This window comes from Paraburkholderia sp., assembly GCF_035948235.1.
Lineage (GTDB): Bacteria > Pseudomonadota > Gammaproteobacteria > Burkholderiales > Burkholderiaceae > Paraburkholderia.
This window is the reverse complement of record NZ_DASZJJ010000339.1, coordinates 1-13,909: the sequence shown is the minus strand read 5'-3', so window position 1 is coordinate 13,909 and position 13,909 is coordinate 1. Positions and strand designations below refer to the sequence as shown.

Sequence of the window (13,909 nt, the reverse complement as noted above, 5' to 3'; positions counted from 1 at the left end):
CCGAAGCCGCCCTCGTTGCGCGAGCGGGACCGGGAGAACTGGGAAAACGGTTCGAACAGACGTGGCAGCGATGCCGCGTCAATGCCGATACCGTTGTCGCTCACCACGATCTCCAGTTCTGCGTGGCCCTCGTGCTGCGTGAGCGCAATCGACAGTTCGACCGAACCGCCATCGGGCGTGTAGCGCACGGCATTCGACAGGAGATTGGCCACCACCTGGACGAGCCGGACCTGATCGCCGACGAAGCGTATGTCGCCGTTCAGTCCGGTGACCGAGAGCACGTGGCGATGCGCCTTCATGCGTTCCTGGATGACGGCGAGCGCATCGGCGATCACGTCGCCCAGGCGCACCTCGGAAAGGTTCAGTCCGAGTTTGTCGTGGTCCAGACGCGCGGCGTCCTGCAACTCGTCCATCAGGCGCTTCAGATGCCGGACCTGCCGCTGCGCCACGTCCAGTAATTGCCACTGCGTGGACTGGGCGGGCGTGAGCCTGCGCAAGCCGTCGATCGAATTCTCCAGCGGCCCCAGCGGGTTGCGAAACTCGTGCGCCAGTACTGCGATGACTTCGGAATAGCGTTGCGTTTCGCGCTTGCTGAGGTCGCGCGCGCCCGCCATCTCAAGCGACGCCCCGGCAACCTGCGCAAGCTCCATCAAAACGCGTTCGTCTTCCGGCCCGAACCTGCAGGTGTCTTCCATCGATGCGACCCATAGCGCACCGACATTGCGGCCTTCGCGAATCACCGGAACGATGAGCGCCTCCTGGACGCCTTCGCACGCTGTGGCCAGGGCCGGAAAATCGTCGAGCAGCGCGGTGAAAAGGAGAGGCTTGCCGGCTTCGAGCGTGAGCGCGCAGGGGCAGTCGGCGGCCGGCACGGCCTGGCCCTGGAGCGCGGAAAGCCGTCCCGCGATCGCATGCCAGCGAAACACGGTGTTACCGCCGACGGTTTCGGGCAGGCTGATCCCTGCGGACGCCGCGCAGCACAGTCCGAGCGCCGCGTGCGCCACGCCCGCGAGCAGGGTCTCGCGTGACTCCGGTTGCAGCGCGGCCAGGCCCAGCAGGGCCTGCGATTGCGCGCGCCAGTCCGGCTCGCGGCCCGGGCGGGTATGGATATCGGTTAGCGAATACCTGGCGGGTACAGGCAACATGGAGAAGTCGAAAAAGACCAGTTCGAGCCGTATATTTAACCGGCGGAAATTGGGCCTGCATGAAAAATGCGCATGCAAAGTCCGGGACTGGGAACCGACCAGGCTGACGCTGACGTTTGTTAGCGCCCTCATAACCCCTATCGGACTCGAGCCATTGCCACAATTTTAGCCGATCGCTATCGGGCGGAATGCTGGTTGAAATACTGGCTGGAATTGCACCGTCGCTTGATGCATTGCATCACAGGCGAGACCAACGGATTTCTCCCGGCGAGACTACAATCTTCAGCAGATTGAACCTTATCTAACGGCAGTGCCTGCCTCCGCATCATGACAAGAGTACTGGTGGTTGACGACGATTCCGAATTACTGGGCGCTTTGACCGTCGCGCTTTCCGATGCGTTCGAAGTCGTCGGGGCCGCGGACGGCCATGTGGCGTGGGCCATCCTCAACGACGGCCCGGTGGATGCCGTCATCACGGACCTGCGCATGCCCGGCATGTCGGGCGGCACGCTCTGCGAGAAGATCCGCGATCGCGCCAGCATGGCGTCGCTGCCGGTCATTCTCGTGTCAGGGGAATATAGTCCACCGGCTTTCGTGCGCTACGACTGCTATCTGCGCAAACCGCTGGACGTACAGCAACTGGTGGAGACGACGCGGCGCCTGCTGCAGGCCGATCCGTTTCGCGCCATCGGCAATCCCGTCGGCAGACCGCACGAACGGTTGCCGGACTAGCTCTGCCTTCATTCTGACTTCATTCGACTTTCAGAACGATAAACACGGTGCCGCCTGCGGCCTAGGCCGAATGCGTCGCCGGATGCACGAGAAAGGGAATGTCGAGATGAAACGTCTTTATTGCGCGCTGGCCGCGGGTCTCATGATGGCGACGACGGCGGATATCCGCGCCAACCCGCTCGAACATGGCGATCTGGTTAGCTCTCCGACGCGCGATGGCGTCACGCAAAGCATTTTCATCGCCACGCCCGCGCAAAAGCCGGCATGGGTGATCGTGCTGTTCGGCGGCACACCGGGCGCGCTGCATCTCGGCCCGAGCGGCGCGACGACGCTCCAGGGCAATTTCCTGATTCGCTCGGCGCAGCACTGGATCGACGATGGCGAAGCGGTCGTGCTGGTCGATACGCCATCCGATCATCCGGAGGGTGTCGATGACGATTTCCGCCACGGCAAGGAGTCGTTCATTGATACGCAAACGCTGCTGGCCAAAGTGCGCGAGCGCTTTCCCAACGCGAAAATCGCGCTGGTCGCAACTAGCTCGGGAACGGTTTCGGTGGGCAATGCGCTGGAGCGCGATCCGAAGATCGCCGACGCCTTCGTGCTGACGTCGCCCGTCACGGTCTCGCGCAAGGGCAGCGCAACGATTGCCGATCTCGACGTGGACGGCGCGCAAAGCCGCGTGCTGGTGGTGTCGAATGCGGGCGATCGGTGCCCTGCATCGCCCGCCGATAACGCGAAACGGCTGGCGGACAATCGCCATTACGACTTTATCGAAGTGAATTCGAGCGACGGCGATAACCACCCTGCAGGACGTTGCGGCGCGTATTCTCCGCATGGTTTTTTGGGTATCGAATCCGATGTGCTCAAGAAGATTCAGGCGTGGCTGAAAGGGCAGGCGGGTAGGGAATCAGCGTCGCACTGATGTCGATCGAAAACGCCTCGATCCCGAAGCCCCAGGCACATCGGGCTTGATGATTTCCCTATCAAAAGGAAAGCTCAATCGCCGCGCCATGCGTGAGCGCGCGCGGCAAGGTCCGGGCGTTGCTTGCGTGAGCGCTCGCAAGCGTCACGCCGACCACGCCTTCTCCGCTGGCGGCAAGATGTGCCCGCAGTGCATCGGCCAGCGTAACCGCCTCGCCGGTTGCCGGCGTATCGTCGCGCGGCGCAAGCAGCACGACCGTAGCCGTCCCGCTCGCAAACGTCGCGAGCCTGAGTGCATGGCCCGGTAGCGCGGCCACATGCGCGTCGAAGGTGCCGCCCAGCAGCGCGCGATAGCGCTTCACGCTCGCCTCCAGATCCTTCACGACGATCGTCACGCTGGCGATGCCTTGCGCGCCATTCGCATGTCGCCGCGCCTCGCCGACCGCCACACGCAGGAAGCGCGGCGTGAGATCGCTGCATAGCAAGGGCAGGTCGCGTGTGGCGGGAACGGCGCACTGCCATTCGATACGCGTACCGTCGGGGCGAATGCGCCCGCCTGGAATCGGGCCTTCGTAATGCAGGCCGCGTGCGCGAGCAGCCTCGATCACATCCGGTACAGCCGACGCAAGCAAGGCGAAATCGCCGAAGCCTTCCGCAGACGATTGAACCTCGTGCGCCCAGCGCGATTCGCGCGCCAGGCGCAGTCCTGGCACCGTGGCCGTCAGGTCGAGAAAACGTCCGTCGTCGAAGCCGATCAGCGCGTGTCGCGTGGTGCCGTCCGCATGGATGCCGCCGCGTTGCACGGTAAAGCCGGTCTCGCTGAAATCGGCAATGGCCTGTTCGAGATCGTCAACGCGAATGACAACATGATCGAGCGGCAAGGACATGACCGGATCTCTCCACAAGAGTGAAAGACCAGCCTAGGACCCGCCACGCAGCGACGCAACCAATCAATGCTGGGAAGGATATGAAGCGAAGCGCGCGAGTGTGACGGCGCGCGCGGCAAGAGACATCAGCCTTCGGCGTGCCAGGGCGTAAGCTTGTGTTGCAGCGCGCGCAGGCCGAGTTCGAGCACCAGCGCAATCGCGCCGATCAGCAGGATGCCGGCGATCACCACATCGGTGACGAGAAAGCGCGACGCCGAATACACCATGAAACCCAGGCCTCGGGTAGCGGCGATCAGTTCGGCGGCCACCAGCGTAGACCAGCCCGCGCCCAGCGCGATACGCACGCCGGTGAGAATTTCCGGCAGCGCGCTGGGCAGCACGACATAAACGAGCAACTGCCAACGCGTGGCGCCCAACGATTGCGCCGCCAGTATGCGGGTCTTCGCAACGCGGTTCGCACCCGCAGCGGTGGCGATGGCCAACGGCGCAAAGATCGTGAAATAAATCAGCAGCACTTTCGATAGCTCGCCGATGCCGAACCAGATCACCATCAACGGCAGATACGCGAGCGGCGGCACGGGGCGATAGAACTCGATGATGGGATCGAGCACGCCGCGTGCGATCCGGCTCGTGGCGATGGCAATGCCCGCCGGAATCGCCGTGACGAGCGCAAGCGCAAATGCCAGCGCAATGCGCGAAAGGCTGGCGGCGAGGTGCTGCGTGAGCGTGGCGTCGTCAAAGCCGTCGGTATAGAGTCGCACGAGCTTGCGCAGCACGGCTTCGGGCGTGGGCAGCAGCACGGGCGGCAGCCATTGCAGATGACTGGCGAGCCACCAGAGCGCCAGCAACGAGCCCAGCGTCGCCGCTGTCGCGGCGTGGCCTGCGTGAAAGCGCGACGTGTCGCTGCGTACACGTTTAGGTGTACTGGGTTCATGGGCGGCGGCGGTTGCAGTTGTGGAAAACGTCGCCGTTGGAGAATCGTTGAGCGCCATGTCAGGCTCCTTCCGTTTCGCGCATCAACTGGTCGAGCAACTCCAGATGAATGGCGGTGAATGCGGGGTCGCTGCGAATCGAGCGCAGCGATTCGCCCTGCGCATAACGGCGCGCAAAATCAAGCCGATGGCGCGCGACCACGCGGCCCGGACGCGGCGAGAGAATCAGCAATTCGGTCGATAGCAGTACGGCTTCTTCGATGCTGTGCGTGATGAGAAAAATGCCCTTGCTGGTCTGCTTCCAGACATCGAGCAGCAGGCTCTGCATGCGCTCGCGCGTGAGTGCATCGAGCGCGCCCAAGGGTTCGTCCATCAGCAGAAAGGCAGGGTCGGCCGCGAGCGCGCGGGCGAGACCCACACGCTGGCGCATACCGCCCGAAATCTCGCCGATGCGGTGATGCTCGAAGCCACCAAGCTTGACGAGATCGAGCACCTCCGCCGCGCGCCGCTCACGCTGTGCGCGGCTTGCACCCTGCATGCGCAGGCCGAATGAGACGTTGTCGATGACGTTTAGCCACGGCATCAGCGCGTCGTCCTGAAAGACCACGCCACGGCTCGCATGCGGCCCTTCGACAATCGCGCCGTTCAGCGTCACCGTGCCCGAAGTGGGCTGCTGGAAGCCGGCCAGCAGCGAGAGCAGGGTGCTCTTGCCGCAGCCCGACGCGCCCAGCGCCACGACGATCTCGCCGCTCTTCACCGACACCGACACGTCCTGCAACGCGGTGAGCGCACCGCGCGCGCTTTCGTAAATCACGCTGACGCGTTCTGCTTTCAACTCCGCCATGTTCGACTCCCGGGGCGCACGTGTGGCGCGCCCTTCATGCATCCAATCCAGTTACTTGGCCGCCGTTACGTAGCGCGGTGTGATCGCGGCGCTGTAATCGGGCAGCGCCTGATCGATCTTCTTCTGCTCTTCGAGGAAGCGCGCGGTCGCGGCCACGGCCTTCGCGGTACCGCCGCCGAGGAGCGCCGGCGAGCGTTGTTCCGCCGCATCGGGATACTGATTCCCCGCGAGCAGTTGCGGAATATCGGCGGGACTTGCGCCGGAGAGCTTCGCAATCGCGGCCACCTGCGAGGAGGCCGGCGTCCACGCCTTGCCATTGGCGCGATAATCGGAAATCGCATTGAGCGTCACGCCCACGAATTTCTGCACGAACTCAGGGTGCGCCTGCGCGAAGTCCTTGCGCACGGCCCAGAGATCGAAGGTGGGCGAACCCCATTTGCCAACCTGCGCCGAATCCACCAATACGTGGCCACTTTCACGCGCTTTGCCGAGCGCCGGGTCCCACGTATAGGCCGCGTCGATTTCACCGCGCGACCAGGCCGCGACCGTTTCGGTCGGCCCCAGATTGACGATATGAACCTGATCCGGCTTGATGCCCCAATGCTTGAGGGCAGCCAGCAGGCTGTAATGCGCGGTGGACACAAACGGCGTGGCGATGGTCTTGCCGATCAGATCCTGCGGCTTGTCGATATGCGCGCCATTACGCACGACCAGCGCTTCCGAGCCGCCCGTGAGCGCATTGAGCACGACGGCCTCGACTGGCACGCCGCGGCTCACGGCGGCGGCAAACGGGCTCGAACCCACGTCGCCGATCTGGATGTCGCCCGAAGCGAGCGCGGCGACAATATCGGCGCCCGTGTCGAAGCGCCGCCAGTTGATGGTCCAGCCCGTGGCCTTTTCGTAGGCGGCGCTGGCCTGCGCGAGCTTGGCGGGATCGGCACCGTATTGATAGGCGATATTGACGGTTTCCGCACGCGCGGCCGTGCCATGCGCGACGAGCAGCGCGAGTGCCGCGGGCGCGGCGATGGCCTGAATGAGTCGTTTGAGTTTCATGTTGACTGGCGTCCCGTATGTTGTGTGCGACTGTTGTTCGAGAAGAGATGTGGACAGCTTAGCGTCGGCGTTGCGCGGCACGAACCAAGCAAACGTGCATTGCATATGCGCTGGCGCGTTAGAAGGAACTAGAACGAATGGCGCATGCCGATGCGCACATCCGCCTGGGTGGACGTGCTCGACGGCGCGAAGCTATAACCGATCACGGCGTCCACACCCTGCGAAGCTTTGAGCCAGTCGCCCGACACATAGACGTCGGTGCGTTTGGACAGCAGATAGTGCAGGCCCGCCGAAAGCTGGTTCCAGTGATGGCCTTCAAAATGCGTGTACTGGTAGCCGCCGATCGCGCTGAACGCGGGCGTGATCTGCCAATCCGCACCGCCTTCCGCCACCTGCATGTGCGAGCTGTTGCCGAAGGCCTTGATGGTCGTGTACGTGTAGTTGCCCATCAGCGTGACGTTGCCGATCGCGTAGCTCGTGCCCACGCCGAAGGTGCCCTGACGATCCACCGGGAAACTGGTGCTCGAATAGAGGTCGGTGACGGCGCCCGTGGCGGCATTGACGCTTACGGTCGGCTGGTCCAGGAAGGTGCGCGTGCCGATCATCGCGTAAGGGTCGAATGCGTAGATGCCGCTGGGATTGTTCAACTGCGTATAGGCCGCACCCACCGTAAAGCTGCCGCGTACGAAATGCGCGCCCACGCTATAGGCGCTGTTTTCGTGGAAATTGCCGGCCACATTGCCGAACGACCACATGCCGCCGAACGTAAAGCCGCCAAAATCCTTCGAAAGAAACTTGACCGAATTCGGCAGGCGGTCGCCGTTGAAGCGGTCGAAATCGCCCTGATGGATCGCGTAGCCGCTGCCCCATGCGGAGATGTTGTAGGCGTAGGCCATTTCCTCAGTCATGTCGAGCTGATCGCCGAACGACAGCGTGCCCCATTGATTCGACAGGCCCACATAAGCCTGGCGGCCGAATTCCGCACCGCCAAAAGCGGCCTGGCCGTTGCCGAGATGAAAGCCGCTTTCCAGCACGAATACGGCTGAAAGGCCGCCGCCCAGATCTTCGGTGCCCTTGACGCCCCAGCGGTTGCCGTAGGACACGCCGTCGCCGAATTCGACCAGATGCGAGCCGCCGCTATTGCTGACGTAAGTGACGCCCGCATCGAGAATGCCGTAAAGCGTTACGCTGCCTTGTGCGTGAGCGAGTGGCGCGGCGGCGAGCGCAAGGAGGGCGGCAATGCCGCGTACAGCGGGCGAGAAGGGGATCGTTTTTCTTGTTTGCATGATTCGGGCGCGTGGTAGGCAGAAGGACCATCGCGTCAGGTCGAATTGCTTTAGCATTTGGTGGAATAAGCGTATTCCTCCAGGTGGTTTGCAATCCGAACTATCTCGCGTGGGCGGATGCATATCCGCGTTGCCACTATCGCCCACGGGTGTCGCGCCCGTGAAGACACCGTCGTGTTATTCGGTCATAACGCGCGCTTATGCAAGCGCTTCGGTTTCGCAGACGCTGAACAACCAGCGTCGAAAGCGCTGCACCGCAGGCGCTTCGGGGCGCGCGGGCGGGCGCACCAGAAAGTAGCCGCGCTCGGTCGATACGGGCGCATCCAGCAGGCGCACGAGCAGACCCTTGCCGATCAGATCGTCGACCAGCGGCGTCCAGCCCAGCGCCACGCCATGCCCCAGCAGTGCTGCCTGAATCACCAGCGAATAGCTGTTGAAGGTGGCGCTGCAGGCGGCTTCGGGCGGCGGTAGCGCGTGTGCCGCGAACCACGCGTCCCACGACAGCCAGCGCGCGGGCTGCGGCGCATGAACGTGGAGCAGCGGCAGATCGGCCAGATCGCGCGCCTGTGCGATATGGCGGTGCGCAGCGGCAAAGGCGGGCGAGCACACCGGCGTGACCTGTTCGGCGAACAGGCGTGTGGAGGTACACGGCTTCCAGTTGCCGTCGCCAAACGCGATGGCCACATCCGCACGATCGCTTTGCGGATCGTAGACGGCCTGCGAGGTGACGATATTGACGTCCAGCGTGGGCATCGCGTCCTTGAGCGAGGCGAGGCGCGGCATCAGCCAGTAGGCCGCGAAGCCCGGATCGGTGAGGATCGTGAGCGCGTTATCCGCGCGGCTCGTGCGGATGCCGGCAGCCGTCGCGCGGATCGTTTCCAGACTCGTGCGCACCGTGTCGAACAGCCGCTCGCCCTCGGCCGTGAGGGTCACGCCGCGATGACCGCGCGCGAACAGCGGCGCGTGAAGATCGGCTTCGAGCTGCACGATGCGCTGGCTCACGGCGGGCTGCGTGGTGCCCAGCTCGCGCGCGGCGGCGGTGAAACTCTTGAGGCGCGCCGCCGATTCGAAGGCGAGCAGCGCCTGCATCGGCGGCAGACGGTCTTGAGCCGATTCGCGCGAGGGACGCTGGGCTTGGGCGGGATTCGGGGGCATGTCGATGGCGGTATTCGTGGGGCATGCGTTCAGGGCATGACGGAGCGCGCCCAGGCGTTTGCTTATGTCCTCATAAGCGCGCAAGGGGTTCACGCCGTCGTGCCCGCTGACCTAAGGTGTCACAGGAAGCATTCTGCAATCGTAATCGTTCATTCTATCGACGCCTGCTTATGGCTCATAACGCGAATCCGAATATCCTTATCCTCATGGGCGATCAGGTCACGCCCGCTGCGCTGCGCGCCTATGGCAACACGGTGTCGAAGACGCCGCACATCGACAGACTCGCGCGCGAAGGCGTCGTGTTCGACTCCGCTTATTGCGCGAGTCCGCTGTGCGCGCCGTCGCGCTATGCGCTGATGGCGGGCAGCCTGCCTTCGCGCATCGGCGCCTACGACAACGCCGCCGAACTGCCCGCGCAGACGCTCACGTTCGCGCATTATCTGCGCGAGGCCGGTTATCGTACGGCGCTTTCGGGGAAGATGCATTTCTGCGGCCCCGATCAGTTGCACGGTTTCGAAACGCGCCTGACGACCGATATCTATCCCGCCGATTTTGGCTGGGTGCCGGACTGGACCGATGCGCAAGCACGCCAGAGCTGGTATCACAACATGAGTTCCGTGTTCGACGCGGGCCCATGCGTGCGCACGAACCAGCTCGATTTCGACGATGAAGTGGGCTATACCGTACGTCAGCATCTGTTCGATATTGCGCGCGATCAGGCGAGCGGCAAGGACGCGCGCCCGTTCCTGACGGTCGCCTCATTTACGCATCCGCACGATCCTTATGCGATCGGTCAGGAATACTGGGATCTCTACGAAGATGAGCAGATCGATTTGCCGAAAGTGACGCTCGGCTTTGAAGAAAGCGATCCGCATTCGCGCCGCCTGCGCGGGGCGTGCGAAATCGACCGTGAGTTAATCACGCCCGCACATGTGCGCCGCGCGCGGCGCGCTTATTACGGCGCGCTTTCGTATCTGGACGCGCAGTTCGGCGCGATCCTCGATACGCTCGACGCCACCGGGCTGGCCGATAACACCATCGTGATCTTCACCGCCGATCACGGCGATATGCTGGGCGAGCGCGGCCTCTGGTACAAGATGACGTTTTTTGAGGGTGCCGCACGCGTGCCGCTGATCGTGCATGCACCGGGCCGCTTCGCACCGGCGCGCGTACAGGCATCGGTCTCGCACGTCGATCTGTTGCCGACGCTGGTGGAAATGGCAACGGGCGAACGCCGCGCCGAATGGCCCGATGCGATCGACGGGCGCAGCCTAGTGCCGCATCTGCAAGCGCAAGCGACAGAAGCGGCCCACGACGAAGCAATTGGCGAATATCTGGGCGAAGGCGCACTCGCGCCGATCGTGATGATACGCCGCGAGCGCTATAAATATGTCTATTCGCCGGTGGATCCAGAACAGCTATTCGATCTGCGCGACGATCCGCTGGAATTGCGCAATCTCGCAAGCGATCCGTTGTATGCGCAACGGTGTGCGGATCTTCGCGCCGAAGTCGCGCGCAGATGGAATCTCGACGCCTTGCACGAGGCCGTGCTCGCCAGCCAGCGACGCCGCCGCTTTCATTTTCGCGCTACCCGTCAGGGCCGCATCGAGCATTGGGACTGGCAGCCGCGCGCCGCCGCCAGTGAGCGCTATATCCGCAGCCATCTCGAACTGGACTCGCTTGAAGAAAACGCGCGCTTTCCGCGTGTCAGACCGTGAGCGAAGGCTAAACGATCAGGCTGCGTCCCAGCGCGCGTCGGCGACCACCAGTTTCTTTGGAATCAGCTTGAGATCGGTGAAGGTGTCGGCGATCTGCTGCTGATACGCGAAGGTCGCCGCGTCGAGCGGGCGCACGCCGAACGTCGTGCGCTTGAGCGCGACTTCGAGTGTGCCCGCGTCGAGCCCCACCAGCGGTGAGAGCTGGGCAGCCACGCTGGCGATATTGGTGCGCGCATAGGTGTCCACGGCCGCGATTTCGTCGAGCAGCGCATGCACGACCGGCGCGTGCGCGGCAGCGAACTTGCGGCCGGCAAGATAGTACTGTGTGTTGTTCACGAGGCCCTCGCCGGTGGCGATGGCGCGCGCGTTGGCCTGGCGCTCGATGGCGGCGAAGTAGGGGTCCCAGATCGCCCATGCGTCCACGCTGCGGCTCGTGAAGGCCGCGCGCGCGTCGGCGGGCGCGAGATAGACGGGCTGGATTTCGTCGTAGCGCACATTCGCTTTCCTGAGCGCTTCGACCAGCAGGTAATGCACGTTCGAGCCGCGGTTGAGCGCGACGCGCTTGCCGCGCAGCTCGGCCACCGTGCGGATCGGCGAATCCTGCTGCACGACAATGGCCTCGGCGCGCGGCGCGGGCGGCTCGCTGCCGATATAGACAAAATCCACGCCGCCGGCCTGAGCGAAGATCGGCGGTGTTTCTCCCACGGTGCCCACATCGACGGCCCCTGCGTTGAGGCCTTCGAGCAATTGCGGGCCGCCCGGGAATTCGAGCCATTGCACCGTGTAGCCCGCCGAAGCGAGGCGTTTTTCCAGGGTCTTTTGTGCCTTCAGGACCACGAAGTTTCCATACTTCTGGTAGCCGACGCGCAGTACCTTGCTTTCGTCCGCACGCGCCCCGCCGCTGCCGAAAGCCGCGGCAAGCGCGCCTGCCACGCCGGCTTTGAGGAGCAGACGGCGCGTGTCATTCGCGCCCGAGTGATCGTTAAAAGGTTTCGACATCGTAGTGTGGTCTGGGTAGGAGTAGCTCAAGCGTGCATGCACGGCGAACGCGCATGATGCTCGGCGAGTCGCGCGCCGGTCAACGAATCGCTTCGAAGAATTTCTGCTACGTATTTCGCGTGGGCGAAATAGGATGACGCGCCCCCCGTCCAGCGATTTGTCATATGAAATAATCCATCTCCGGCGGCGTGCCGCCACCCGGTTTCCTGCCACGCCTGTACAGTTCCAGCAGACCAACACCAACAACCGCAACAACCGCATGAATTGGGTGCGCCATGGATAACCTTGCCAGGCTTGTATCGTTGGTCAGTCGCAGGACGTTCAGAGCAGAGGGCCATGTCTTTGCAGTTACGCCCGAGCGGGTGGGCATCGCCGAAGGCCTGCGCGCCGCGCTGGCGATGGCGCCGCTGCTGGCGGCGGCCACGTGGCTGGCACGCCCCGAAATCGCGCTGGGCGCCGTAGCGGCTTTCTGGAACTGCCTGTGCGATCCGCAGGGCAGCCGTGCCGCGCGCCTGAAAGCCATGGGCACGTTCACGATCATGGGCGCGGTTGTCCTGCCAATGGCCTCCTGGGTGGCGCACTGGGGCTATGTGGCAAGCCTCGCCATTCTGTTTGCGCTCGTCTTCCTGTGCGGGTTGACGCGAAGTTACAAAGCCGCTTTGGGTCCAATGCCCGCCCAGGCCGGATTCATCGCATCGCTTGCGGTTGTGATCGGAATCGCTTCAGCCAGGCCTTTGACTGGCGCGCTCGAACTCGGCGGATATTTTTTGCTGGGCTCGGTCTGGACCATGCTGTTCTGCGTATTCCTCGTGCCAATTCCGTTTCGACAATCCGGCAATCTGACGCTGTCGGCGATCTTCGGCAGGCTGGAGAGCATGGCCGGTTTTCTGTATGCGATGGAAACGCGTCCGGAAGCGGACGCGCAGGCCTGGCAGACCTTCGACCTCGTTCATCGCAGAGGCACACGCCTGTCGATCGAGCGGGGCCGGGCGCTGGCGGCGCTCGACACCTGCAACGGCTTGCGGCTGGGCGCGTATATCGATGCGGCTGGCCGGATCTTTTCCGCGCTGATCGCCATTGGGCATGCGCGGCGCAATAGCCCGGTGGCCGCCAATGTGCAATCCCGGCCCGTGCTGGAAGAACTGCAGCAACTTCTGCTCGCGCTGAGCCAGCATGCCTTGCTGGACGGCCCGCTTCCTGATGCGCGGCTTGAGCAGGCGAAGGCGATTTTGCAGCAGGTCGCCAGTCAGGCCGATGTGGTGGCGCGCTGCGTGAAGTTTGCGGCGGGCGCCGTGGTCCATCTTGCCGGGCCCGGCGCAGTGCCCGCCGCCGGCAGCGGACAAATCCCTCTGGTAGCGCCGTCGGGCGCGCGCGGTATCGACGCAATGGTGTGGCATCACGCGTTAAGAGTTGCGCTCGCAACGGTCGTCGCCTTTGCGATTGGCACCTGGCTGAACGTGACGCTCGCGTATTGGGGCGCGCTCGCCGCGCTGATCGTCACGCAGCCGATGGCCGCCAATACCTGGTTGCGCATTCTGGAAAGAGCGTGCGGCAGCGTGATCGGCGGCCTGATTGCGGCGGCGCTGCTGGCGACGCTGCCAGGCCCCGGCGCCATGGTGCTGGCGATCCTGCCGCTGGCGGCGGTGGCGATCGCGTGCCGGCTGGTGAGCTACGGCATCTTCGTGATCTTTCTCTGCCCCATGTTCATGCTGATTTCCGATTTCATTCACCCGACGGGCGGTTTGATCGCTGCGCGCTTTCTCAACGAAGTCATCGGCGCGGCGGTGGGTGTGGCGGCCAGTTTCCTCCTGTGGCCCGGGCGTAAGGACGACATGCTTAAAAGCGCCATCGGCGCGGCGATTTCCGCCAACATGAACTTTGCTTCGGCTGCGCTGCGTATGGACGGCGGCGCGACAGCCGCGCTCGATCGTCTGCAACGGGAAGCGGGACTGGCCAGCACGCGCCTTGAAACCGCGCGCGAGCGCATGCTGCTGGAAGGCCGCTGGCGCTCTGCTGGGGTTCAACGCCTGCGTGACGTTATCGTGGCGTTGCGATTCGTTTGTGGAGCCGCGGCGGTGATCGAAGTGCTGCGCGACGGCCAAGCGGGTGCGCTGGATCGCGAGCGAGCGGATCGTTACGACGCGACCACCACGCAGTGGCTGCAGGCGCTGGCATCGCCTGCGAGCGCACCAATGACGGAGACGCCCGCCGCGCAAGCCGTCGATGACGATCTGGGC

Annotated in this window: 12 protein-coding genes; 4 read left to right on the top strand and 8 right to left on the bottom strand. The window is 64.0% G+C overall.

Features of this window, described 5'->3' with window-relative positions; translation table 11 throughout:
* Positions 1–1,145: HAMP domain-containing sensor histidine kinase (locus VG320_RS29995; protein ID WP_327203711.1), on the bottom strand; the 1,145-nt coding region annotated here is incomplete at its 3' end.
* 327 nt (positions 1,146–1,472) lie between these two features.
* On the opposite strand from VG320_RS29995, the gene VG320_RS29990 reads away from it, so the two are divergent.
* Both VG320_RS29990 and VG320_RS29985 read left to right on the top strand, forming a co-directional pair.
* The gene (locus tag VG320_RS29990; protein ID WP_327203710.1) at positions 1,473–1,877 is read left to right on the top strand and encodes a response regulator; all 405 of its coding nucleotides are present in this window, start codon (positions 1,473–1,475) and stop codon (positions 1,875–1,877) included.
* Between the two features lie 106 nt (positions 1,878–1,983).
* Positions 1,984–2,799: a hypothetical protein gene (locus tag VG320_RS29985; protein ID WP_327203709.1), complete on the top strand. Its 816-nt coding sequence runs from the start codon at positions 1,984–1,986 to the stop codon at positions 2,797–2,799.
* A gap of 61 nt (positions 2,800–2,860) precedes the next feature.
* On the opposite strand, the gene VG320_RS29980 is transcribed toward VG320_RS29985, so the two are convergent.
* The 6 genes from VG320_RS29980 to VG320_RS29955 all read right to left on the bottom strand — a co-directional run bounded on the left by VG320_RS29980 (position 2,861) and on the right by VG320_RS29955 (position 8,955).
* Positions 2,861–3,685, bottom strand: coding sequence for a VOC family protein (locus VG320_RS29980; RefSeq protein WP_327203708.1), 825 nt, complete (start codon positions 3,683–3,685; stop codon positions 2,861–2,863).
* Positions 3,686–3,810: 125 nt separating this feature from the next.
* Entirely contained in the window at positions 3,811–4,677 is an 867-nt protein-coding gene (gene tauC / locus VG320_RS29975; RefSeq protein ID WP_327203707.1) for a taurine ABC transporter permease TauC, read from the bottom strand.
* Between the two features lies 1 nt (position 4,678).
* On the bottom strand, positions 4,679–5,461 hold the full coding sequence (locus tag VG320_RS29970; RefSeq protein ID WP_327203706.1) for a taurine ABC transporter ATP-binding protein: 783 nt from the start codon (positions 5,459–5,461) through the stop codon (positions 4,679–4,681).
* Positions 5,462–5,512: 51 nt separating this feature from the next.
* Positions 5,513–6,514 carry a taurine ABC transporter substrate-binding protein gene (tauA, locus tag VG320_RS29965; RefSeq protein ID WP_327203705.1) on the bottom strand — a complete coding sequence of 334 codons (1,002 nt, stop codon included), beginning with the start codon at positions 6,512–6,514 and terminating at the stop codon, positions 5,513–5,515.
* A 128-nt stretch (positions 6,515–6,642) separates the two neighbouring features.
* Positions 6,643–7,800: a porin gene (locus VG320_RS29960; RefSeq protein WP_327203704.1), complete on the bottom strand. Its 1,158-nt coding sequence runs from the start codon at positions 7,798–7,800 to the stop codon at positions 6,643–6,645.
* Positions 7,801–7,998: 198 nt separating this feature from the next.
* On the bottom strand, positions 7,999–8,955 hold the full coding sequence (locus VG320_RS29955) for a choline sulfate utilization transcriptional regulator (protein ID WP_327203703.1): 957 nt from the start codon (positions 8,953–8,955) through the stop codon (positions 7,999–8,001).
* A 170-nt stretch (positions 8,956–9,125) separates the two neighbouring features.
* Here VG320_RS29955 and betC point away from each other — a divergent pair, with 170 nt between their 5' ends.
* The gene (gene betC / locus VG320_RS29950; protein ID WP_327203702.1) at positions 9,126–10,673 is read left to right on the top strand and encodes a choline-sulfatase; all 1,548 of its coding nucleotides are present in this window, start codon (positions 9,126–9,128) and stop codon (positions 10,671–10,673) included.
* Positions 10,674–10,688: 15 nt separating this feature from the next.
* Here betC and VG320_RS29945 read toward each other — a convergent pair whose 3' ends face one another.
* Entirely contained in the window at positions 10,689–11,672 is a 984-nt protein-coding gene (locus VG320_RS29945; protein WP_327203701.1) for a sulfonate ABC transporter substrate-binding protein, read from the bottom strand.
* A 362-nt stretch (positions 11,673–12,034) separates the two neighbouring features.
* On the opposite strand from VG320_RS29945, the gene VG320_RS29940 reads away from it, so the two are divergent.
* The coding region (locus VG320_RS29940) for an FUSC family protein (RefSeq protein WP_327203700.1) at positions 12,035–13,909 on the top strand (1,875 nt) is incomplete at its 3' end.